Here is a 20,317-nt window from a genome sequence, read left to right on the forward strand (position 1 = left end):
CCCCAGCCCCTCTCCCACTGGACGCGGGAGAGGGGAGACCCGTTATTAAAGCCCCTCGCCCGCGGGCGGGAGAGGGGTTGGGGTGAGGGGGTTTTAAATTCTATAGCAGTTGCTCAAGCTCGGCGCGCATGGCCACGCGGGCGCTTGCTGGCAAACCAGCGGCGATATGGCCTTGGGCAATTGTCGTTAATTCAGGACTACATTCAGCTTCAGCCAACGCCCGAAAGCCCAAGCGCGCATACAATTCAGCATTCCAAGCAATATCGTTGAAGGTGAGCAAGCTCATGCTGCGATAGCCATGGGCCTTGCCCCACGCTGCGACTGCCGCGATCAATCTGCGGCCTAAGCCACGTTGGCCATGGCTTGGATGCACATCAAGCTCACTGAGATAGACTTCGGCATCGACAATTTTGGCCAATGCAAAGCCAACCGGTGTATCGTGAGCATCGACTGCAACCCAAACCCCATCCCAAGCAAAATAAGCTTGTAAATCGTCGAGGCTTGCTGGCGGCCATGCAGCAATAAAAGCGTGCTGGGTTGGCACAAACAGCTGAGCAGCTGCCACCTCGATTGCTGGCAACAAGCTTAATTCTGCTTGGCTTGGCCGCCGAATTGTATACGTTGGTTGCATTATTAATTCCTCGCTCGGTTACTCTGGAAGCTGCCACAATTGAATCTCATCATACGTTAACACCGCCAATAGTGGCTTCGAAGGATGCCACTCGACAGTAGAAGAATGATCAACTTCGATTGTAGAATAGAGTTCGATTTGTTGGGTGCGATGATTAAGTATGCTAAACAGTGATGGTTTATATAAAACAGTGTAATTGCCATCGGGGCTAATTGCTTGGGTACACCCACTGAATCCTGAGATTGGGACTGTTTTGATAATGCTGTTTTGCCAAATTGTAAGCTTTTCTGCATCGGCTTTAAGATTTCCAACAATTAAATTATGATTTGCTTCAATATCAATTGAATAATATACATCATTAATTAATTTTTGTAATTCCCCTGTTGTTATATTAAAAGTATACACTGCATCGTAACCATTAATGATTAGAATAAATTTATTTGACCATTCAATAGCATTAATAAGCTTGAATTTTTGAGGTAATATTCTGATTAGTTTCCCTTTTTCATTAAAAAGTGTAATTTGATTGTAATAGTTATTAGTATAGGAATAATATTCAACAACAGCTAATTCATTAGTATTTTGATTCCAAAGGAGGTTTTGATAGGTAGAATTCATGCCATTATCAATCCGTTTGATGATTGTGCCATCGGCTGACCATAGAATAAATGTTTCACGATACGACACCGCCAAAATATCCTTCGTTGGATGCCATTCTAGCTTATCGACAATACCGACATCATCAAATTTAATTTCCAGCTGGCGTAAGCATATGCCATCAAGTGAGTAGATCGAAACAATACCTTTTGCTAAACTCAATGGGCTTGTATGGGCAACGGCCAACAAATCACCACGAGCATTCCACGCCATTGTTTTACCACTCTCTGGTAATTTAATCGTATGGACGAGCGTCAGCGTGTCCACAGGCGTAAGCTGCTCCAGGGTAAATGGCCGATTGGCCCAATAGAAATAGCCAGCAGCACTGACCAGCAAGGCCAGCAAAATGCCAAAACTTAACAGGGTTTGCCAACGCGATTTCAGTGGTTTAAGAATTTGCATAGTCTCTCCTACTCAAGCTATTGCTGTACTCTCATTATCTACGATGGATTGAAGCATAAACAAAACTCCTTTGGCAATACAACCAAAGGAGTTGGAAATTGGTTCAAATGCTAGGCGGTTGGAGGGCGGAGATAGGTGCGATCTTGCAGGTTGGCTAGCTCGGTTTCTTCAGTCTCGTCATCGTCGTCTAGCTCGGGCATTGGAGCTTGAAAGCTGTGTAGCGCATCGAGCACTTTGCTGACGTTCTGCATCAGGTCGCGAATTTCTTGGCGTAACTCGTGTTCTTCGTGTAGCGCTTCGCCAAATGGCCACGACTGACGACCAGTTACCGTGCCAACGAAGGCCATATATTCGCCAGTAAAATGCAATTGCACATCAATATCCAGCGGTTGATAATCGAAGGTTTTATCTTTGGTTGCTGCTTGAATAGCTTGGGTCAATTGTGGAATATTGACCACATTAAAGCGCTGTTCCTCGGTCAGAGGAATTGCATAATTCAAATCAAAATCGAGATCAACGTTGTAGGCACAGCCTTCAATTGCGTGCAAACATGGCTCATCAGTATCGTGATACAAGGCACAGATTGCATCGCTGCCCATCACCGAAATCGCGGTTAGCGCTGCATCCCAAGTAAAGCTAATGGTCGCAACAACATGTTCCATCTGGGTGTCGCGCTGCTTGGCCGGCTGGCAACTGATGCTCAACGTCCGCGCCAACGAGTGCGGATCTAGCTGTTCTTGCGAAAATTGAATCGCTAACCCTGCTCGCTCCGCCTCGCTAATTAATACCGTAACCACTGCTTCATATGTTAACATCTTCGCTCCTTTCAGCGAGGCTTGTTGTGTCCATGGTCATTATAGCACTGTCAATCATGGCGCAACATTTGACGCTCGTAGGAGATTGTAAATCGCTTAGGCTAAAACTTCAGCTAAAAAACGGTCGGTCACATGCTCCCAACTATATTGTTGAACATGCTGCAAGCCATAATCACGATAGCGTTGTTGTAACTCAGGGTTTTGCAATAGTTCGATAATTGCTTTGGCGATCGCCGCTACATCGCTTGGCCCAACCAAGGTGCCTGCTTGACCATGCGGCACAACTTCGGGAATCGCCGCAGCGTTGGTGCTAACAATCGGCAAGCCGCTGGCCATCGCTTCTAGAAAGACAATGCCAAAGCCTTCTTGGACGCTGGGCAAGCAAAAAATGCTGCTCCGACCATACCACGCTCGCACTTCAGCATCGTCGGCGAGCGCGCCAAGCATGCGTACCGAGGTTTCGAGGTTGTAGGCGCGCACTACGCCGCGCAACAAATCGTGATCAGGTCCATCGCCAATAATCACCAGTTGGGCTTGCGGTACATGCTCAACGACGCTGGCAAAGGCCCGAATCAAATCGATCACATGTTTACGTGGATACTGGCGGGCAACGCACAAAACTGTCCATGGATCGCGCTGGTTGCTCTGGGCTTGCTCCTGCCACAAACTCAAATCGATGCCTTCGGGAACAATCCCAACCTTGCTGGTTGGCACACCATAATGGGCGTGAATCATCTGGCGGCAATATTCGCTAGTTGAAATGACTTTGGGCGCACGCCGTGCATTGAGCATTTCGATGCGCGAGAGCGACCACAACAAGCCACGAATAAAGCCCTGTTCATGGCGCTGCTCCTCGGCAATTACGCCCTTGATGCTACAGGTATAGGGCACATTTAAACGCTGGGCAACCCGCACTCCATCAATATCGAAGCCAACGACTAAATCATAGCTGTGGTTGGCAAGGCGACGGGGCAATTGCCAGTTGTAATATAAACGGCGCATGGTCAAGTTGCGCGGCCAATTACCGACTGGCACAATCCGATCGACAAGGTGACCTCGGGCTTGCAAGGTGCGCGCTAAACCGCCGATTGCCGCCGCCGTGCCACTGCCATCAACCACCGTTTGTAACCACGAATCTAAGAATGCAATTCGCAATTGCTGCATAGCACCTTCATCTATTCAAGGCCAACGCGCTTAATCAATGCCACTTTTCAGCGTTAGCATATAACCAATCAGATCGTTAATATCTTGGGTTGATAATTTTTGGGCATAATCGCGCGGCATAATGCCTTCTTGAAAACCGCCAACCAATTCTTTATCTGGCTCGGTTAGCGAGAGCCGCAGATAATCGATGGCGCTGGTGCCATCTGGGCGTTGGGCGGCGCGATTGCCAATATTCGAGAGATTTTGGCCAATGCCCTGGCCTGCTTCGCCAGCAACGTCGCTATGACAATCGATGCATGCTTCGAGTTGATCGAGCGTAAGCACCTCGGCTCCTTGAAAAATGCGTTTGCCACGCTCTGCATTGCCGACGCTGGTGCTATCGTTGGCAGCACCACAGCCGAGCAACACCACGCCCAGCGCTAGATAGCACAATGTTCGCATTAACGCGCTCCATTATAGGTGATTCGGTAGATCGCACTCGTGCCGAAATCGGCGATATACATGTTGCCATCAGGGCCGGTAATCACATCGATTGGGTAGAGCATGCCATCGGCAAAGGTTGTTGATTTGGCTAAATAATCGCCGTTGCTCGTTTTGCCAACCTCGATATGCACAACCTCGCCCGTCTGCCAGAGCGTCAAAAAGGCGCTATCGCTGTAGATTTGCGGGTATTGGTTGCCGCTGTAGAAGGTTACGCCAGTTGGTACCGAGTGAGCAGGAAAGCTAATCAACGCGCCGCGCGTGCCGCCATCGCTGGGCGGATCGCCAAAATAATAGGGGTAGCCATAGTGCTGGCCTTCGACAAGATAATTAAATTCATCTGGTGGATCGTCGCCCTCAACCGAGCTTGGGCCGTTATCGCCACCAAATAGTGCTCCATCGGCGTTGAAGGCCACATCGAAGACGTTGCCCAAACCACGAGCATACGGGCGCAAATCGGTGCCATCGGGGTTGACCGATAAAATACTGGCGGCTAATTCATTGTCCTCGAATTTACCATCGGTTGTGCTGCCAACCCCAAAATATAAGCGGCCATCGGGGCCAAACGCCAAGCCATTGTTGGAGTGTGGCTGCAACACCATCGAGGGCAAATTATCAACCACAATTCGGCGGCTATCGGCCACGCCATCGCCATCGCTATCGCGCAGGGCCTCGATTTTGCCCGAACTAGCGCAATATAGCTCGCCATCGCGCCAAACTAAGCCAACCAACAACTCAAAATCGCCAGCCCATTTGCTTAAGCTATCGATTTGCTGATCGTTGTTTTGGTCGCGGCCAATCCAGAGATCGCCAGCAATATCGGCAATATACAGCTCATTTTCTGGGCCAAAGGCAATCGCGGTCGGATTATCCATCGTGCCGCTGGCGTAGATGCTCCACTCGAAGCCTTCGGGCAGATTGATTGCGCGCAGCTTGGGGTCGCGTTGGCGTTCGCGCTCAGGAATGCTGGTTTGCCACATCGTATAAAACGCCGGAGCGGCGATTAAGGGCATACCCAAGAGCAAAAAGAGCGCTAAACCACGGCGGCGCAATTGCTGATCGATGCTATAGCGAATCTGGCGTGCTAGCCACCATAAAGCGCCTGCGACGATTGCTAGCGCACCGAGCACGACCGCCGCTTGGCGCAGCAAATCCCAAAATTTCACTCGAATTAATGGGTCGCCAATGCCAATTGGATAGGTGCTAAGCAAGCCTTGAAAAACCAGCAAAATCAGGCCTTGCACGGCGATGGTGAGGCCGATCCAGCGCCAGCGACCTTTTTGGCGCAGCAGCGCTAATCCACCGACAATCGCGCCAACCCAGAGGGCTAGCAGCACTAAGCTCGCAATATTGAGCAGCATTATCATCAATCCTTTGAGTGTGTTTCCATAAAACTATAGCCTGCATCGCAGGCCAAACAGCGTTAGTTCAATTGATCAGAACCTTGCTACTAGGCTCAGTATATCATGGCTGTTGGGGCGGTTTTGGTGAAACATTAGTCCCAAAAGCGTGGCGAATTTGGGCGATTTGGCGCTCGCAATGCTCGTTGCTCAAGCGATCAACCGCTTGCTCAACCCGTTGCCAGCTGCTTTGGGCAAGTTCAAATGCCACATGTTGGCCATGGGCATCCCAAATTGTTTGCGAACGCGGCGTTGTGCCAAACCATGGAATATCGCCTTGCCAAAGCGCCGCTTGCTCTGCTTGCAAGAAATGCTTGAGCTGTGGCCGATCGGGAATGCTCAGCCACAAATGATCAAACAAACAATCGCGATCAAGCGCATCGCGCAGCCGATTGGGATGACTGGCGTGGCGCAGCAAAATGGCGTAGCTATTCGATGGCCGCACAATCACCCGAATTGTGGTGTCGGCGCAGGCGGCCAAGCCAACGCGCAATAACTCGGCTTTTGCGTCGAGTAACGCGCCATAGCTGCTGCGAAAACCTTGCTCGACCTCGGCTGCATAGTCCAAGGGATCGATCTTTAGCGTGCTACAGGTTGGCAAATTGTGGGCTGGCTGCACGGGAATAGGGGCATAGCGCAAGGCCATATGGTCAGTATTCGTCTCATCCCAAACTGGCTGGGGCAAGGGCAAGGTTTGTTCGGCGTTGCCAGCGATGCCACTGAGATCAACACCTGGATGCTCTGCGGTGGAAAAATGCAGGCGGGGCAACAAGCCAACTTGTTCCGCTTCGATCAAAGCGTTGCTGTTGCTTGATAAAAGTGGGTGGCACAAGCCTTCGAGGTCAATCAAAACGGGATCTTCGCCCACGGCAATGACATTTTCATAGTGCAAATCGCAGGCTTGCAACACCAAAAGCAAGGCCAACAAGGCTCCGTGGCGTTGATAAAAGCGCTGCACAGCTGCCGAATCGACACATGGCGCAGCGTGCAGCCATTCCGTCCAGCCGTAGTTGCCACAATCGAGCACCTGCAAACCGCGCAGCTTGATTGTGCTCGATTGTTGATTGTGCCAAGCCAAAACCTGATTGAAAGCAGCTTCGGTGCTGAGCGAGCGTGGTTTGTAGGCCAAACTCGCGCCGCTGGCAAAATCGAGGCGGCAAACGCTTTGGCCTGCGTGGCGGTCGCCTAAACTCTCCAAGCCCGTCCATTCGCCTAGCTCAAGCCCAAAATGGCCTTGCAGTTGCTGCCAATCGTGGGCAAGATGTTGGGCAATTTGGCCGACAAAATTAATAATTGTTTGGCATTCATGAACCAAGCTTTGGAGCAAAACAGGATAATTGGCGAAAAGATCGAGCAAATCGTTGATGTTGCTATAGCGTTTGATGAAATATTCAAAGCGATCTTGGCTGGTTGCGCCTTGCAACTCGCCGCGCAAACGAGCCACATTCAGCTCTAAAACCATGGTTTGGGCGGTTATTTGGGCTAAGCGTTGGGCCAAGGTCTTGCCAATTGCCGCATGCAAACTTGGCCAATTGTGCTTAACTTGGGCTTGCTGCAAGGCTTGTTCAATCTGCACTAAACAATAATCGACCAGCGGCCAAAGCGGATAGCCCAAGTTGGGTTGATTGAGCCAGCGCGGATGCGGGCTGGCTTGCCATTCGCGCCAAACTGCGATCATCGAGGCCCAGCTTGGCGGCGCAAGGGTGATGGCGGGGTCAAGCAGGGCTTGAAATTGCTGCTCATTTAATCCATCAAGCGCCAGCCGCGCCTGCCACCACTGCGTTTGCTCGAAGGGAGCTTGTTTGCGCCAGCGTTGGGAACGTTGGGCTGCGCGCGGGCCGATCTCGCTCAAGCCAAGTTGTTGGCGTTGGCGCAAATTCAGGCTTGCCAACCAATTCATGTGCGTAGCTCGTGCAATCGCAGGGCTGGCATTTGGGCGAGCAGCTGTTCGATAATTGGCTCGGTTTGCTCGGGCATTTGAGCTGCTTGCTTGAGCGATTGCTGTACAAATTGCCAACGGGCTTGTTGGTTGAGCCAACGGCGCAGGCCATATTCGCGGCGTAATTGCTCGACCGTTTCCACGACTGGGCCGATTGCACTGCCATAGCCCATGGTTGCCAAGCAAAACGCCAAACTTTCGAGGGCTTGGGTCAGGCCTTCGGGGTTGCCAATGGTGCGATAGCCCTGAATTGCTTGGTTAATTTGCTCGATCGCTGGCGCAAAATGGCCTTGAATACAATCAACCAAGGCCAAACCACGCAAAGCATTGGCAATGCCCACGCCAAATTGCATGCTGCGGCCTAATTCGAGCGCTTGGGTAAATAATTGACGGGCAACCAGATATTGGGCTTGCTCAACGGCCAATTGAGCTTGCACCGCCAACACCATACATAACATATGCTTGCTGCCAAGGTCTTGGCTCATTTGAGCGGCCTTGCTGAGATAGCAGCTTGCTTGCTCCAATTCGCCTGCTGCCAGCGCCGTATAGCCTTGGTACATCAGTGCAAAGCCAATCACAGTTTTGTTGCTCATCTGCTCGGCAATGCTATAGCTCTCGCTAAAACAGCGCTGAGCGGTTGGGTAATCGCCGCGATAGAGCGCCAATTTGCCTTGATGTTGCAAAACCATTGAAATGCGATTTTCGTATTGATGTTCCTGACAGAGCGCCTTGCTTTGCTCAAGCAATTCGGCAGCTTGGCTTAATTCACCGCGATCAAGCTGCAACGCGCCTAAATTGCAGATCAGACTGCTAATTGCCATTGGCAGATCGAGCGTGCGCCAGATTTCAAGGCTATCGTTGAGTAAGGCTTGCGATTGCGCATATTGGCCTTGCCAATGAGCAATTAAGCCCAAATTATTGTAAACCCGAGCCATGCCAACTTGATCGTTAGCGGTTTCGATGAGTTGGCGACTTTGCGAGAAACTTTGGGCCGCAGCGCCATAATCGCCTTGATGATAGGCCAAATAACCTGCGGCGTTGAGCGTCTCGATCCAGAGAGTTGGCTCAAGCGTGATTTGGGTGGTTTGGGCTTGATCGATTGCTTGAGCCAGCCAACGCCGCCCTTCGCCAGTATAGCCACGCAAATACCAAAGATCGGCCAAATTGGTGGCCATTTGCACCAACTGTTCGACCTGCTTCTGGCCAAAGAAAAACTCCAAGGCAGCGCGAAAATTGAACAAATCGCGCTCAAAGCGATCACCAGCAACGACATGATGATTATGTTGGCTCAAATCGGCCTGCAAGGTTTGGGCCAATTGCAAATAATAATTGGCGTGGCGTTGGGCTACTTGAATGAATAAACCAGCTTGTTGCAACATCTCACGGGCATATTCGCGCAAGACATTCAACATCTCAAAACGGGTTTCATCCTGTTGTTCGGCTTTGGTGTAGAGCAAGCTTTTATCGGCCAAGGTATTGAGGCCGTCAAGCAAATCGAGCGCCCACGGCTGTTCGGCTCCAACCGCAGCCAAGCCATCGAGCGTACAGCTTTGTGGAAAAACCCCGACATGCATAAACAGCTGCTGATCGCTTGGCTCAAGCAGATCGACGCTCCAGCGAATTGCCTCGCGTAGCGTGCGTTGGCGTTGCGGATGATCGGCTGATCTGCTGGTCAAGACAGTTAATTGATGCTCAAGATGGCGCAGCATCGCCTTGGGCGAAAGCAACATACTGCGCGCGGCAATCAACTCGATACTCAATGGCAAGCCATCAAGCTGACGACAAACGGCGCTAATATCGCCAAGAGTGGTTTGATTGATCTCAAAATCGGGATTGACCGCTTGGGCACGCTCGATAAACAAGGCGACTGCTGGTGGGTGGGTGGTAGGAGTAGCCTCATCAGCGGGCGTGGCCAGTGCCAAGGGCGCGACCGCAAAGCGCCGTTCACGGCGTAAGCGCAAAGCCTCGCGGCTGGTGACCAAAACTTTTAAGCCATAACATGCCTGAATCAACTGATCGATTGAGCCAGCAGCGGGCAGCACTTGCTCAAAATTATCGAGCACCAATAAGATTTCACGGTCATACAAAAACTGCTTCAAATCTTCAAAGCTGCGCCGAATGCCAGTTTCTTTGATTCCAAGGGTTTGGGCGATCGTGCTAAGCACATCTTGGGGATTGCTCACCGGAGCCAAGGCCACCACAAACACGCCATGGCGAAAGCGTTCAAGCTGCTGGGCCGCAACCTGCAACGATAAACGAGTTTTGCCAACCCCAGGCGGGCCGACTAAAGTTAATAAGCGCACATGCTCGCTGGCCAAGCGTTCATTGATCGCCGCAACATCAAGCTCGCGTCCAATCAATGGATTGGGCAGATCAACTAAATTATGCGGTGCTTGATCGACCACAAAATTAACGCGGGGAGCGCCTGGCGTTTGATCCGCCCAGATCGGCCCAGTGGTTGCTTCCGAACGAGCAAAATGCACAAATGCCGTATGTTCAGCTTCGGGAACATTACAACATTGGGCTAAGCGCTGGGCAATCTGGCTCGATGGCTTAAGCGTATTCGCTTCAATTTTACGAATGGTAACCGTGGCACAGCCGACCAAATGAGCCAACTCGTCTTGGGTGAGATCGAGGGTTTTTCGGCGTTGTTTAAGCCACATTCCAAAAGAGGCATCAACCTTTGTCATAACGCTGTCCAATGTGCTGTGGAGAGGGTCAGTTAAGCAAGGACATTCTGGTGAATTGGCTGTTGACTTATTGTTGATCGTCGCTGGTATTCACAACGCAGGGAACCAGACTGGTGACTGAGGTCATAGTTGGGATGATGCTGCAATCCAACAGACCGCCTTGAATTTGGCGCAATTCCTCGTCGCTCAATTCGGTCATTCCAGCAGGATTGGCTGGGGTAGACTCGGGGTTGGTGGGTTCGCTCTCAGGATCATTTTCAGCATTATTCCACGCGTTAATCGTTTCTTCATGCGACATGCTGGGTCTCCTTTGATTGTTTAGGGTGGGTTTCATTTTGGGAGGTTGTTAGATGCCCTAGTATACGGTTAAAATACGGTTATTGGCAAGCGTAGTTTGAGCGATAGCGCTATATCGGTTTTTATATCGGTTTTTGGCTAGTTGGCAAGCGCCAAGTATGGTTAAATGGGGCCAGTTTTTCAGGAGGACACCCCAATGAACGACCACAGCCAAACCGCTCTGATTCCAAACACCTCATTGTTTCGCTCGGCTGCGCTAACATCATATGTTGCTCATCATCAAGAGCAGGTTGTCCAAGAGCGAATTTCGCCGCTGTTGCTGCGAAGTTTATGGTTGCTCGTCGCGTTGCTTTCAGTCAGTTTAGTAGTGATTGGCGCGCCGCTCGTCAGCCTTTAGCCCACGGATAGCCTTGCCCAACTAGCAAGGTTTGGCGCGATTGAAACGTTGGTTTGCACGCCTCAAACGGCGGCGGGTTCCGGTTTTACTCCAATTAAGTGCAATTGAATGTGGTGCTGCCTGTTTGGCGATGCTGCTCTCGTATTGGGGCAGAGCAACCAGTGTTGCTGAAGCTCGCGAGGTTTGTCGACCATCGCGTGATGGCTTAAGTGCCCAAACGATTGCTGCTGCTGGCCGCCACTATGGCCTCGTTGTGCGGGCGTTTGCCCTGCAAAACCTCGATTTTGGATCACTACAACTTCCGGCAATTATGCATTGGAATTTTAATCATTTTGTGGTGCTTGAGCGCTGGTCGCCACGCGGCGCGACGATCGTCGATCCTGCTTTGGGTCGGCGCTTTGTGCAATTAAGCGAGCTTGATCAACGCTTCACGGGGATTGTGCTGAGTTGCCAGCCTGGCCCCAATTTTGAGCAACGCCAACGCGCCAACACCGATCAATGGCGCTTGATTCGCTCGACACTTTGGGCCAAACCCAGTTTATTGATTCAGATTATTGTGGCTTCTGGCTTGTTGCAGCTGGTCGGGCTGGCACTGCCATTGCTAACCAAAAGTTTGGTGCAGCAAGTGACGCTGCCCAGTTTTGAGGTGCTGCTGGGGCGGGTGTTAATTGGCTTGGGCTTGATTATTTGCATTCGTTTTTTGATGCAATATATGCGCAGCCTGTTGCTGATTCAATTGCAACTGCGTTTTGATACTGATCTGAGCGAGCATTTTCTGAGCCACTTGTTGCGCTTGCCGCTGGCATTTTTCGAACAACGCAGCAGCGGAGATTTATTGCTGCGCCTGACCAGCAACAGCACAATTCGCGAATTAATTACCAACCAAGTGCTTTCGGTGGTGCTCGATGGTGGGCTGATGCTGATTTATGGTGGCTTGCTATTTTGGCAAAGTGGCAGTTTTGGCCTAACCGTCACAATTATTGCCTTGCTGCAAGTGGCGATTATTTGGCTCACTCAAGGCCGTTTGCGTCCGCTCGTCGAGACCGATTTGTTGGAGCAAGGCGAAGCCCAGAGCTATTTAATCGAGTTGCTGAGCGGCATTACCACGATCAAAGCCATGGGTGTTGAGCAATACAGTTTTGGCTATTGGCAAAATCTGGCTCGTCGCCAGCGCAACACCAGCCTGCGTCGCCAACGCCTGAGCGCGGTCGTCGATAGCCTTTTGGGCACGCTCCAAACTGCCACACCGCTGATTTTGCTGTGGGTTGGTTTGCGCGAAGTCCATCAAGGCAGCATGGATTTAAGTACGATGCTGGCATTAAACGCCATTGGCACGTTGGCGCTTGCGCCGTTGGTAACATTAATTAGCCAAGGCCAACGCCTCCAATTATTAACCAGCTACCTTGAACGTTTAAATGATGTGTTGATGGCGCAGCCTGAGCCAGATGGCAACCTTGCGCCCGACCAACGCTTACAAGGCGCAATTCGGCTCGAACAGGTTAGTTTTGGCTACAACCCGCATGCCGCGCCAATTTTGCGCGATATTTCGTTGCAGATTGAGCCTGGCCAAAAAGTGGCCTTGGTTGGGCGCACCGGCTCGGGCAAAAGCACCTTAGCCAAATTATTGTTGGGCCTGTATCAGCCGACCAGCGGCCAAATTTGGATCGATGAGCAACCAATTGAACACTACGACCGCCAAGCCTTGCGCCAACAATTTGGGGTCGTGTTGCAAGATGCATTTTTATTTAGCGGCTCGATTCGCCAAAATATCAACCTACAGCGGGCAACCTTGTCAGCAGCCCAGTTGCTTGCAGCTAGCCAACGCGCAGGCCTGCACAACGATATTGTGAGCATGCCAATGGGCTACGAAACCCGAGTTGGCGAGGCGGCGGGCGGCATCTCTGGCGGGCAGCGCCAACGAATTGCCTTGGCCCGCGCTTTGTTGCGCCAGCCAGCAATTTTAATTTTGGATGAAGCGACCAGCCAGCTCGATACGTTGACTGAACAGATTGTTGAGCAGCAACTCACCACATTAAAATGCACCAGAATTGTGATTGCTCATCGTTTGAGCACGGTCAAAAATGCCGATTTGATCATTGTGCTTGATCGGGGCCAAATTGCCGAGCAAGGCACGCACGCCGAGTTATTAAGCGCCGATGGCGTGTATGCCAAAATGGTTGCTAACCAACAAGCGAGCTAACCTGAGATCCCCTCACCCCAACCCCTCGCCCATCGGATGGGCGAGGGGCTTTTGATTCTGGGGTTATGCCATAGTGGGAGAGGGCATCTGGCTTACAAGGGAATGTTTTAAGATCCCCTCACCCCAACCCCTCTCCCATCCGATGGGCGAGGGGCTTTAACGCCGTGGTTCTTGCGTAATGCGTTGGTAAAAACGAGTGCTCCCCCTCGCCCGCGTTCAGTGGGAGAGGGGGTTGGGGGGTGAGGGGACGTTAAACCGATGCAACGTTTTGCTTCTAAACAACGTCTATAGACTAAATCTTTTGGCCTAGAACTTGCTCGCCAAAGCGGTTAAACCCAACCCAAAATAAACCCTTTGGTGTATTCCCAAAATCCAGGCCATATGCTATGCTGCACCTTGCAGTGCGGCATGAAGATTTGAATATCGTGCGGCTGTGTGTAGACGAAGCAAAGGAGCCTGTATGTCGCGTCGTAAGGTGCGATTATTTTTTTGTCTGCTTTTAGTAGCAGTATTGGGAGTTCATGGTTTACAGCGTAGGCAAGTGATTGTTGCGGCAGCGCCAATGGTTTTTGACCAATATGCACCGCCCCAAACTCACAGCTATTATGTGCCAAATGCCCCAGCGATCGTCGGTTGGCCAAGTGCAGCTGCCTTATTTTATGCAGCAGGACGGCCTTACCCAACGGATATTCCAGCGGCCTATTACGACCCAAGCTTTAATTTGACCATGTTACGTTTGCGTTCAAGCATCATTGCAAGCGCCAAACGTCATAATCGCCAAGCCATTACCAAACTTACAGATGATCAATTTGCCGTAATTATTGCGGCTCAACTTTATTTTGAATATAACGGGGCTTTGGCGACGCGCGGCACGTTTGGGCGGGCAGTAACTCCGGTCTATCAAGAGGCGCAAGGGGTTGCCAACTCGTTGGGCTTGGGCAATTTTAGCGTTTGGCCCGCCAATTTGCGGCCTTCGGTTGGTAAAAGTTTGCTCAATGGTGAGTTGCCCTATGTGAATTCGCTCAATCAGCCAACCAGCCGTCCAGTTGCGCTAACAATTTATGGCAGCAAGCTCCAAGCCCAAATGCAGCGTTATAGCGATTGGCAGCCAAGCGAAACCGAGGTTGCCAATGAGATTAGCGATCCATTTTTGGCGGTCGAATATTTGGCGGCCAACTTTGAGATTGCCAGCTATCGCGCCGAACATGATTGGGTTACGGTCAATTGGATGACCTTTGTGGCTTGGCACAATCAGGGTGTGGTTAGCCCGGGCCATATTACCAGCAATGGGCAATTGGCGAATGTGCTGCCAACCTTTGAGCGCTATATTCCTGGTGCAATGGCCTTAATCTACACGCCGCCCGAGGTTGGGCCAAGTATCGTGCGTCAGCCGATTGCCAAATAAACTGAGGATGTGATGACTCACGAGGTAGAAACATTAACCGATTTGCCCTATGGCAATGCAGCTGGCTATTTGCTGTTTCTCGATCTGTATCGGCCTGAGCCAATGCCAGCGCAGCCCTTGCCCGTGATTGTATATCTGCATGGTGGTATGTGGCGGCGTGGCGATAAAGCCTTGAGCAGCGATCCATTTTTGACCCAAACTGGTCGCTACATCGTTGCCAGCATCAACTATCGCCGCAGCGATCAGGCGATTTTCCCCGCCCAGCTGCACGATGCCAAAGCTGCTGTGCGTTGGTTGCGGGCCAATGCCCAAAAACTTGGCATCGATCCAACCAGAATTGGGGTTTGGGGCCACGATGCAGGCGGTCATTTGGCAAGTTTGTTGGGCGTAACGGGGCATGTCGTCGATTTAGAGGGCAACAATGGTAGCGCCGATCAACCAAGCGCTGTGCAAGCAGTGGTTGCGGTGGCCGCGCCCAGCGATTTGAGCCAGCTTGGCGATTGGCACGACGAGCCAGATTCGCCTGAATCGTTGTTGGTTGGCGGGGCGTTGCCAACCCGCAGCGAGTTGGTGCAACAAGCTAATCCCTTGAACTATCTTGATCAACCAGCCCCACCGTTTTTGCTGATTCACGGCGAGCACGATCAAACGGTGCCGATCAGCCAGAGTTTGATTTTGCAGCAAGCCTTGCAGGCTGCCAATGCCGAGGTTGAATTGTTGCGTTTGGCCGAGGCCGAGCATAACTTTGGCCCCAACAGCCCCTATCTACAGCAGATAAACCAGCAAATCTTGGCCTTTTTTGATCGAGTTTTGCAGGCATAAAAAAACAGCGCAGCCATGGTGGCTGCGCTGCATTATTTTAGCTACGGCTGGTTTCTGGCTCAGCGCGCGGAACCGTAAAGGCAAAGACATTGCCTTTGGCCAAGCGCTCGATCGCAACTTTGCCGCCATACAGTTCGACCAACGATTTAACCACTGGCAAATCTAAGCCCAAGCCATGCTGCTCGCGTGAGAGTGGCAAGTTTTGCGGCACAAAGAAGCGGTCGAAAATCCGCGGCAAATCCTCGTCGGTCAGCGGCGCGCCCTCGACCGTAAAGACCACCGCCACGCTATCGGGCATTGTGCGAGTTTGCACGACCACTGCATCGCCAGCGTTGCGCACAAAACGCAAAGCCACGCTCAGCAAACGCTCGATAATGAGGCGCAAATGGTCGGGATTAGCCAAAACCAAGGGCATCGTTTCTGGTAAATCGCTAACGATTTCAACCCCGCGATCATGGCTTTCGGCGCGAACCTCAAGCAACGCTAAATTGAGTGGTGGCAGCACCGAGGTTGGCTGGGCGATTTTCTCTTCGCTCAGCACCCCATACTCACCCTTGGCCAACAAAATATAATCCCGCACAAGCCGATCAATCCGAGTGCCACCCCGGCGGATAATTTGTAAAAAATTGCGTAAATCGGCCTGGCCAATTTGATCGGCATGCATCAACAAATCGGTACAGGTTTGGATCAAGGTCAGCGAGGTGCGAAGCTCGTGGTAAAACGGGTCGAGTGTGGCTCGTTCAAAGCTGCTGGCGCGGCTCATCGGTAACTCCTTGGGTGCGCCGTGTTTCCCATCTAACACGTCAAAAATAATGCTAAGCGTAACTGGGCATCAATAGCAAAAATGGCTTACACAGTGGGGGCTGGGCAAGCAAATGAATTAAGAGGCCATGCTACAAATAACCAACAATTAGCTACGATTTTACGAGGCGGTATCAATCTCTGTCAAGTTGATACTGTCTCACCTGCGCGGTACAATGAGCCACAATGCAAACAGGGGGTTTTATGCCCAGTAGTGGGATTCAATCAGCACGCTATAGTCGCCAAACGCGGTTTGTCGGGCTTGGCCAAACTGGGCAGGAGCGCCTAGCCCAAGCTCGGGTGGCGATTGTGGGTTTGGGCGCAACCGGTAGTACCATCGCGCATGGCTTGCTGCGAGCGGGCATCGGCTATTTGCGCCTGATCGATCGCGATTGGGTTGAAACGCACAATTTGCCGCGCCAAAGTTTTTATACCGAGGCCGATGCTGAACAGTTGCAGCCCAAAGTTGTGGCCGCCAAAGCCCATGGACAGCAAATTAATAGTGCCTGCGAAATCGACGCGTTCGTGCTCGATCTGCACGCTGGCACGATTGACCAAGCGCTGGCTGGGGTTGATTTGGTGATGGATGGCACCGATAGCCTTGAAACCCGTTTATTAATCAATGAGTGGTGTGTGCGCGAGCAGGTGCCATGGATTTATAGCGGCGTGCTTGGTGGCCATGGCATGAGCGCGAATTTTCGCCCGCAGCAGGCCTGTTGGCGCTGTCTCTTCGCAACATCGCCCGAGCCTGGCAGCATGCCCACTTGTGAAACTGCGGGCGTGGTTGGGCCAGTCGTGGGCGTAATTGGCAATTTGGCGGCAACCGAAGCGCTCAAATTACTCAGTGGGCAAGGCCAAGCCAACCCCGATTTATTTATGCTCGATCTGTGGGCTTGGCAATTTGAGCATTTGCCCATGCCAGCGCCACGACCCGATTGCCCAGTTTGTGGCTTGCGCCAATTCGATTTGCTTGATCACGCTAGCGAGCCAACCGTAAGCTTATGTGGCCGCGACGCAATTCAGATTCGCCCGCAGCAGCCAACGACGATTGGCTTAGCGCGTTTGGCCCACCATCTGCACCAAGCTGATGTGCGGGTGGTGCAAACCGACTATCTCTTGCGCTTTGCAGCCGATAGCTTGCAAGCAACTGTATTCCCCGATGGACGGGTGATTGTTAGCGGCACCGATGATCCAGCGGTGGCGCGTGGTTTTTACAATCGCTGGATCAATCATTAAGCTGTTGATCGGTTTATTTTGTACACTTCTAAGCTGGAGCAGTTATGATTCTGCGATTTGCGCTGGTATTAGCCATTGGTGCCAGCATTACCTTCGTTTTGACTCCCTTGATTCGGGCTTGGGCGATTCGCCGTGGTCTGTATGATATTCCCGAAGCGCGGCGGGTGCATCGGATTCCAACTCCAAGGCTTGGCGGCGCGGCCATGTTTGCAGGCTTTATGGCTGCTTTGGGTGCGGCGGTCGTCGTGCCTTGGGGTGTGCCACAAATGCAGCGCTTTCCAATCGAGAGTTTTCGGCTTGGGCTGCTGGCCGCAGGTGCAACCCTGATGTGGGTTGTGATGACGATCGACGATCTTAAAAAGCTGTCGGCGCGCTTTCGTTTAATCATCCAAATTTTGGCGGCATTGATTGCGGTTGGCCCCTATTTATGGGAATGGACGCTGCATCCAGCAGTTAATGGGGTGGATGTTGGGGCACGCGGCATTATTGCGACGGCTTTTAATACGCCTTTTCCATCACCGTTCAATCAGATCAATTTCCACGAAATTTGGCCGCCGCTGGCAATTGGCTTCACGATTTTTTGGATTGTGGGCATGACCAATGCGCTGAATTGGATCGATGGCTTGGATGGCTTGGCTGCTGGCGTGACCTTTATCGCCGCGATTGTGCTGGCGATTCATACCTATTCCTTGGGCCAATATTCGCTGGTGTTAGTACCATTGGCTTTGGCTGGCGCATGTTTGGGCTTTTTGCCCCACAACTTCCACCCAGCCAAAATCTTTATGGGCGATGGCGGCGCGATGGTCATCGGCTATAGTTTGGCGATTTGCTCAATTATCGGCGGAGCTAAGCTGGCCACAGCATTGTTGGTGTTGGGCGTGCCCTTGCTCGATGGCGTGTGGATGATCATCTGGCGACGGGTGCGCGGGGCGGGAGCCAGCGTCTCGGATCGGGCGCATTTGCACCATCGCTTGCTGGATTTGGGTTTATCGCAACGCCAAGTTGTGGCCTTCTACTACACCGTAAGCAGCTTATTTGGCAGCCTTGGCTTGTTATTGCCCAATAGCTGGTGGAAACTGGGCGCGTTGGCAATTTTGACCAGCCTGATGATCGGGCTGTTATTCTATTTGGCGCGCAAACAACCGCAAGCGCAAAAATCAGCTTAAATGCGAAGGCCACAGTGCTTGCTGTGGCCTTGATTGTTTTAGCGAAGCTTAATCATTACTTGAAGGCGACTGGAATATAGAAATGGCGCAGCGCAGTGGTGTACCAAATTCGTGCGCCACAGAATTGAACAGAATTGGTTGGGTTGAGCAACGAGAAACTGATCGAATGATGGATACTGCCTTCCGAAAGATCATAATGCGAGCCAGTATAGTCGACGATCTGCGATGCATAGCCCGTGGTTGTCGGAATTTGGTAGGCAAAGATTGGGTTAAACCAGCCCCTGCCATCATAGGCCCACAAACGAGCAGTTGCCCCATTGCCAGCTAAATTGCGATAGTAAAAGCGTATTCCGCGAATCGCACTTTTGGCGGGCAATTGGAAGGTATAGGTAATTTCAGAATCAGTATCAAACGAAACACAACCTGCCGCGTCGATTTGCTGCACATAGGCTGTATCGCGGGGAACGAATGAATAGGGAGTTAAAAATTGATATTCATCAGTGATTTGTGGGCTAGCGCTTTCTTCAACCGTGCCAAGCTCCAAGGTTTGCATGGGGCTTGGTTCCTTGGTTGCTTCGCTTAATAATGCCCCTTTTGCATCGCGGTCGCCAACAACCTTTGCAATTGGCTTGCTTGTTGCTGCCGTCGATCGACCCTGAACTGGCAGCGAATAAAACGAGCGAATGCCACACATTTTGGCCGAATCGCTGCTGCCCGGGCGAATATACAGCAAATAGCCTTTGAGCACTTCGTTGATGATTTGGACGTTGTTATCCAAATCAATATAATCGTTGGCATAGCCCGTTGCTTGGGTTGTGGTCTCAATCGCTACGGTTGAGGTAGAAGAGCCGTTAACATGGACCAGATTGGCATACATGGTTTGGCCACTGGTGTTGTAGTAGAAGGCGCGATAGCCACGAAATTGCATGCCATCGGGCATATCGACTTCGGTCGATAAATTGAGACCTTCGGTCAAAATCATACAGCCAGCGCCAGCATAGCTATAGCGACTGCTTGCATCGACCGCGACAAAATCGCTGGCCGCTGTGAAGTTATAGCCGGTAATGCCGCCTTGTAAGGCATCAGGGCGGTTGGCTGGCGGTGTGCTCGCTGGGCGAGCCACTGAAGGTGTATAGGCATATTTTACCCGTACCCCACACAGCGCATGGTTGATGCCGACTCCGCCGCTATACCACACCAACGAGTAAGCATAGCTATATGAATCATAGGGTGTGGGCGTGAAGCTCGCCGCCGTATAACTTGAGCCATAGCCGCCATTGCCACTACTGCTTAACAGTGCAATTGACTGCATGCCACCAACACCATTGAAGCGCTGGATGTAAAGCCGTGAATTAGTGGCAGCATCAGTATCACGATATTGAAACTCAACCCCAATAATGGTCGCGCCCTCAGGAATAGCCAGTTTGGTGCTCAAGGCTTCATTATCATCAACTGTCGCGCCTGGAATCGACTTAATATAGGTACAACCAGCCCCATAATAGGCGTAGCCAACATTTGAATTGCGTCGATGAAAGGCAATTCCAGGATACGACGCTGTGGCATACGACGTTCCACCATTGATGCTGTTCAACCCAGCCTCAAAATCCTGTTTGCTGCCTGCTTGCTCTGGGTTCAACAATGGCGCAGCCCGATCACCAGTCAACGGCGTTTGGGCGCTCATTGGTGCAGGCTTAAGCCACATACTCGCTACAAGACCAAAAAAGACCAACACGAAACACACTCTTCGGGTAATCCACATACACAACCTCCAAGAGTCAACAACGTTCGGTAGATTAACGGTACATTATGAGGACG

At 51.6% G+C, this 20,317-nt stretch carries 17 protein-coding genes; 6 read left to right on the forward strand and 11 right to left on the reverse strand.

All coding sequences use genetic code 11. The annotated features are described in order from the left end of the window. Positions 1 to 100: 100 nt before the first annotated feature. The 9 genes from ACFMKP_RS18700 to ACFMKP_RS18740 all read right to left on the reverse strand — a co-directional run bounded on the left by ACFMKP_RS18700 (position 101) and on the right by ACFMKP_RS18740 (position 10,476). Positions 101 to 631 carry a GNAT family N-acetyltransferase gene (locus ACFMKP_RS18700; RefSeq protein WP_382293996.1) on the reverse strand — a complete coding sequence of 177 codons (531 nt, stop codon included), beginning with the start codon at positions 629 to 631 and terminating at the stop codon, positions 101 to 103. A gap of 18 nt (positions 632 to 649) precedes the next feature. Continuing rightward, the gene (locus tag ACFMKP_RS18705) at positions 650 to 1,690 is read right to left on the reverse strand and encodes a hypothetical protein (protein ID WP_382293998.1); all 1,041 of its coding nucleotides are present in this window, start codon (positions 1,688 to 1,690) and stop codon (positions 650 to 652) included. Positions 1,691 to 1,800: 110 nt separating this feature from the next. After that, positions 1,801 to 2,505, reverse strand: a complete 705-nt coding sequence (locus ACFMKP_RS18710; protein ID WP_110513869.1) for a hypothetical protein — start codon at positions 2,503 to 2,505, stop codon at positions 1,801 to 1,803. A 96-nt stretch (positions 2,506 to 2,601) separates the two neighbouring features. Further along, positions 2,602 to 3,669 carry a glycosyltransferase family 4 protein gene (locus tag ACFMKP_RS18715; protein ID WP_382294000.1) on the reverse strand — a complete coding sequence of 356 codons (1,068 nt, stop codon included), beginning with the start codon at positions 3,667 to 3,669 and terminating at the stop codon, positions 2,602 to 2,604. A 30-nt stretch (positions 3,670 to 3,699) separates the two neighbouring features. Beyond that, on the reverse strand, positions 3,700 to 4,110 hold the full coding sequence (locus ACFMKP_RS18720; RefSeq protein WP_382294002.1) for a c-type cytochrome: 411 nt from the start codon (positions 4,108 to 4,110) through the stop codon (positions 3,700 to 3,702). After that, complete coding sequence (locus ACFMKP_RS18725) at positions 4,110 to 5,510, reverse strand: PQQ-dependent sugar dehydrogenase (protein ID WP_382294004.1); 1,401 nt, start codon at positions 5,508 to 5,510, stop codon at positions 4,110 to 4,112. The genes ACFMKP_RS18720 and ACFMKP_RS18725 overlap by 1 nt, the downstream gene beginning before the upstream one ends. Before the next feature lie 103 nt (positions 5,511 to 5,613). After that, positions 5,614 to 7,449: a type 2 lanthipeptide synthetase LanM gene (lanM, locus tag ACFMKP_RS18730; RefSeq protein WP_382294006.1), complete on the reverse strand. Its 1,836-nt coding sequence runs from the start codon at positions 7,447 to 7,449 to the stop codon at positions 5,614 to 5,616. Then, a complete protein-coding gene (locus tag ACFMKP_RS18735; RefSeq protein WP_382294008.1) occupies positions 7,446 to 10,178 on the reverse strand; it encodes a tetratricopeptide repeat protein in 2,733 nt (910 codons plus the stop codon). The genes lanM and ACFMKP_RS18735 overlap by 4 nt, the downstream gene beginning before the upstream one ends. Positions 10,179 to 10,245: 67 nt before the next feature. After that, positions 10,246 to 10,476 (reverse strand): mersacidin/lichenicidin family type 2 lantibiotic, encoded by a 231-nt coding sequence (locus tag ACFMKP_RS18740; RefSeq protein ID WP_204753463.1) that lies wholly within the window; start codon positions 10,474 to 10,476, stop codon positions 10,246 to 10,248. A gap of 195 nt (positions 10,477 to 10,671) precedes the next feature. Here ACFMKP_RS18740 and ACFMKP_RS18745 point away from each other — a divergent pair, with 195 nt between their 5' ends. The 4 genes from ACFMKP_RS18745 to ACFMKP_RS18760 all read left to right on the forward strand — a co-directional run bounded on the left by ACFMKP_RS18745 (position 10,672) and on the right by ACFMKP_RS18760 (position 15,299). After that, positions 10,672 to 10,872, forward strand: coding sequence for a hypothetical protein (locus ACFMKP_RS18745; protein ID WP_110513876.1), 201 nt, complete (start codon positions 10,672 to 10,674; stop codon positions 10,870 to 10,872). 40 nt (positions 10,873 to 10,912) lie between these two features. Next, positions 10,913 to 13,072 carry a peptidase domain-containing ABC transporter gene (locus ACFMKP_RS18750; RefSeq protein ID WP_382294011.1) on the forward strand — a complete coding sequence of 720 codons (2,160 nt, stop codon included), beginning with the start codon at positions 10,913 to 10,915 and terminating at the stop codon, positions 13,070 to 13,072. 460 nt (positions 13,073 to 13,532) lie between these two features. Continuing rightward, a complete protein-coding gene (locus ACFMKP_RS18755; RefSeq protein ID WP_382294013.1) occupies positions 13,533 to 14,477 on the forward strand; it encodes a hypothetical protein in 945 nt (314 codons plus the stop codon). A gap of 12 nt (positions 14,478 to 14,489) precedes the next feature. Next, on the forward strand, positions 14,490 to 15,299 hold the full coding sequence (locus ACFMKP_RS18760; RefSeq protein ID WP_382294015.1) for an alpha/beta hydrolase fold domain-containing protein: 810 nt from the start codon (positions 14,490 to 14,492) through the stop codon (positions 15,297 to 15,299). A 37-nt stretch (positions 15,300 to 15,336) separates the two neighbouring features. Here ACFMKP_RS18760 and ACFMKP_RS18765 read toward each other — a convergent pair whose 3' ends face one another. Next, positions 15,337 to 16,062, reverse strand: coding sequence for a sensor histidine kinase KdpD (locus ACFMKP_RS18765; protein ID WP_164689222.1), 726 nt, complete (start codon positions 16,060 to 16,062; stop codon positions 15,337 to 15,339). Positions 16,063 to 16,286: 224 nt separating this feature from the next. Here ACFMKP_RS18765 and ACFMKP_RS18770 point away from each other — a divergent pair, with 224 nt between their 5' ends. Both ACFMKP_RS18770 and ACFMKP_RS18775 read left to right on the forward strand, forming a co-directional pair. Further along, complete coding sequence (locus ACFMKP_RS18770; RefSeq protein ID WP_382294018.1) at positions 16,287 to 17,336, forward strand: ThiF family adenylyltransferase; 1,050 nt, start codon at positions 16,287 to 16,289, stop codon at positions 17,334 to 17,336. 44 nt (positions 17,337 to 17,380) lie between these two features. Then, positions 17,381 to 18,502 carry an MraY family glycosyltransferase gene (locus ACFMKP_RS18775; RefSeq protein WP_382294020.1) on the forward strand — a complete coding sequence of 374 codons (1,122 nt, stop codon included), beginning with the start codon at positions 17,381 to 17,383 and terminating at the stop codon, positions 18,500 to 18,502. A 55-nt stretch (positions 18,503 to 18,557) separates the two neighbouring features. Here ACFMKP_RS18775 and ACFMKP_RS18780 read toward each other — a convergent pair whose 3' ends face one another. Next, positions 18,558 to 20,261 (reverse strand): hypothetical protein, encoded by a 1,704-nt coding sequence (locus ACFMKP_RS18780; protein WP_382294022.1) that lies wholly within the window; start codon positions 20,259 to 20,261, stop codon positions 18,558 to 18,560. Between the last annotated feature and the right edge of the window lie 56 nt (positions 20,262 to 20,317).

Source organism: Herpetosiphon sp. NSE202, from assembly GCF_042688385.1.
Taxonomy (GTDB): Bacteria; Chloroflexota; Chloroflexia; order Chloroflexales; family Herpetosiphonaceae; genus Herpetosiphon.

What these genes read in the sequence shown, in the direction of transcription:
- ACFMKP_RS18700 (WP_382293996.1), bottom strand. Translation starts at nt 631, where the DNA reads ATGCAACCAACGTATACAATTCGGCGGCCAAGCCAAGCAGAATTAAGC.
- ACFMKP_RS18705 (WP_382293998.1), bottom strand. Translation starts at nt 1,690, where the DNA reads ATGCAAATTCTTAAACCACTGAAATCGCGTTGGCAAACCCTGTTAAGT.
- ACFMKP_RS18710 (WP_110513869.1), bottom strand. Translation starts at nt 2,505, where the DNA reads ATGTTAACATATGAAGCAGTGGTTACGGTATTAATTAGCGAGGCGGAG.
- ACFMKP_RS18715 (WP_382294000.1), bottom strand. Translation starts at nt 3,669, where the DNA reads ATGCAGCAATTGCGAATTGCATTCTTAGATTCGTGGTTACAAACGGTG.
- ACFMKP_RS18720 (WP_382294002.1), bottom strand. Translation starts at nt 4,110, where the DNA reads ATGCGAACATTGTGCTATCTAGCGCTGGGCGTGGTGTTGCTCGGCTGT.
- ACFMKP_RS18725 (WP_382294004.1), bottom strand. Translation starts at nt 5,510, where the DNA reads ATGCTGCTCAATATTGCGAGCTTAGTGCTGCTAGCCCTCTGGGTTGGC.
- lanM (WP_382294006.1), bottom strand. Translation starts at nt 7,449, where the DNA reads ATGAATTGGTTGGCAAGCCTGAATTTGCGCCAACGCCAACAACTTGGC.
- ACFMKP_RS18735 (WP_382294008.1), bottom strand. Translation starts at nt 10,178, where the DNA reads ATGACAAAGGTTGATGCCTCTTTTGGAATGTGGCTTAAACAACGCCGA.
- ACFMKP_RS18740 (WP_204753463.1), bottom strand. Translation starts at nt 10,476, where the DNA reads ATGTCGCATGAAGAAACGATTAACGCGTGGAATAATGCTGAAAATGAT.
- ACFMKP_RS18745 (WP_110513876.1), top strand. Translation starts at nt 10,672, where the DNA reads ATGAACGACCACAGCCAAACCGCTCTGATTCCAAACACCTCATTGTTT.
- ACFMKP_RS18755 (WP_382294013.1), top strand. Translation starts at nt 13,533, where the DNA reads ATGTCGCGTCGTAAGGTGCGATTATTTTTTTGTCTGCTTTTAGTAGCA.
- ACFMKP_RS18760 (WP_382294015.1), top strand. Translation starts at nt 14,490, where the DNA reads ATGACTCACGAGGTAGAAACATTAACCGATTTGCCCTATGGCAATGCA.
- ACFMKP_RS18765 (WP_164689222.1), bottom strand. Translation starts at nt 16,062, where the DNA reads ATGAGCCGCGCCAGCAGCTTTGAACGAGCCACACTCGACCCGTTTTAC.
- ACFMKP_RS18770 (WP_382294018.1), top strand. Translation starts at nt 16,287, where the DNA reads ATGCAAACAGGGGGTTTTATGCCCAGTAGTGGGATTCAATCAGCACGC.
- ACFMKP_RS18775 (WP_382294020.1), top strand. Translation starts at nt 17,381, where the DNA reads ATGATTCTGCGATTTGCGCTGGTATTAGCCATTGGTGCCAGCATTACC.
- ACFMKP_RS18780 (WP_382294022.1), bottom strand. Translation starts at nt 20,261, where the DNA reads ATGTGGATTACCCGAAGAGTGTGTTTCGTGTTGGTCTTTTTTGGTCTT.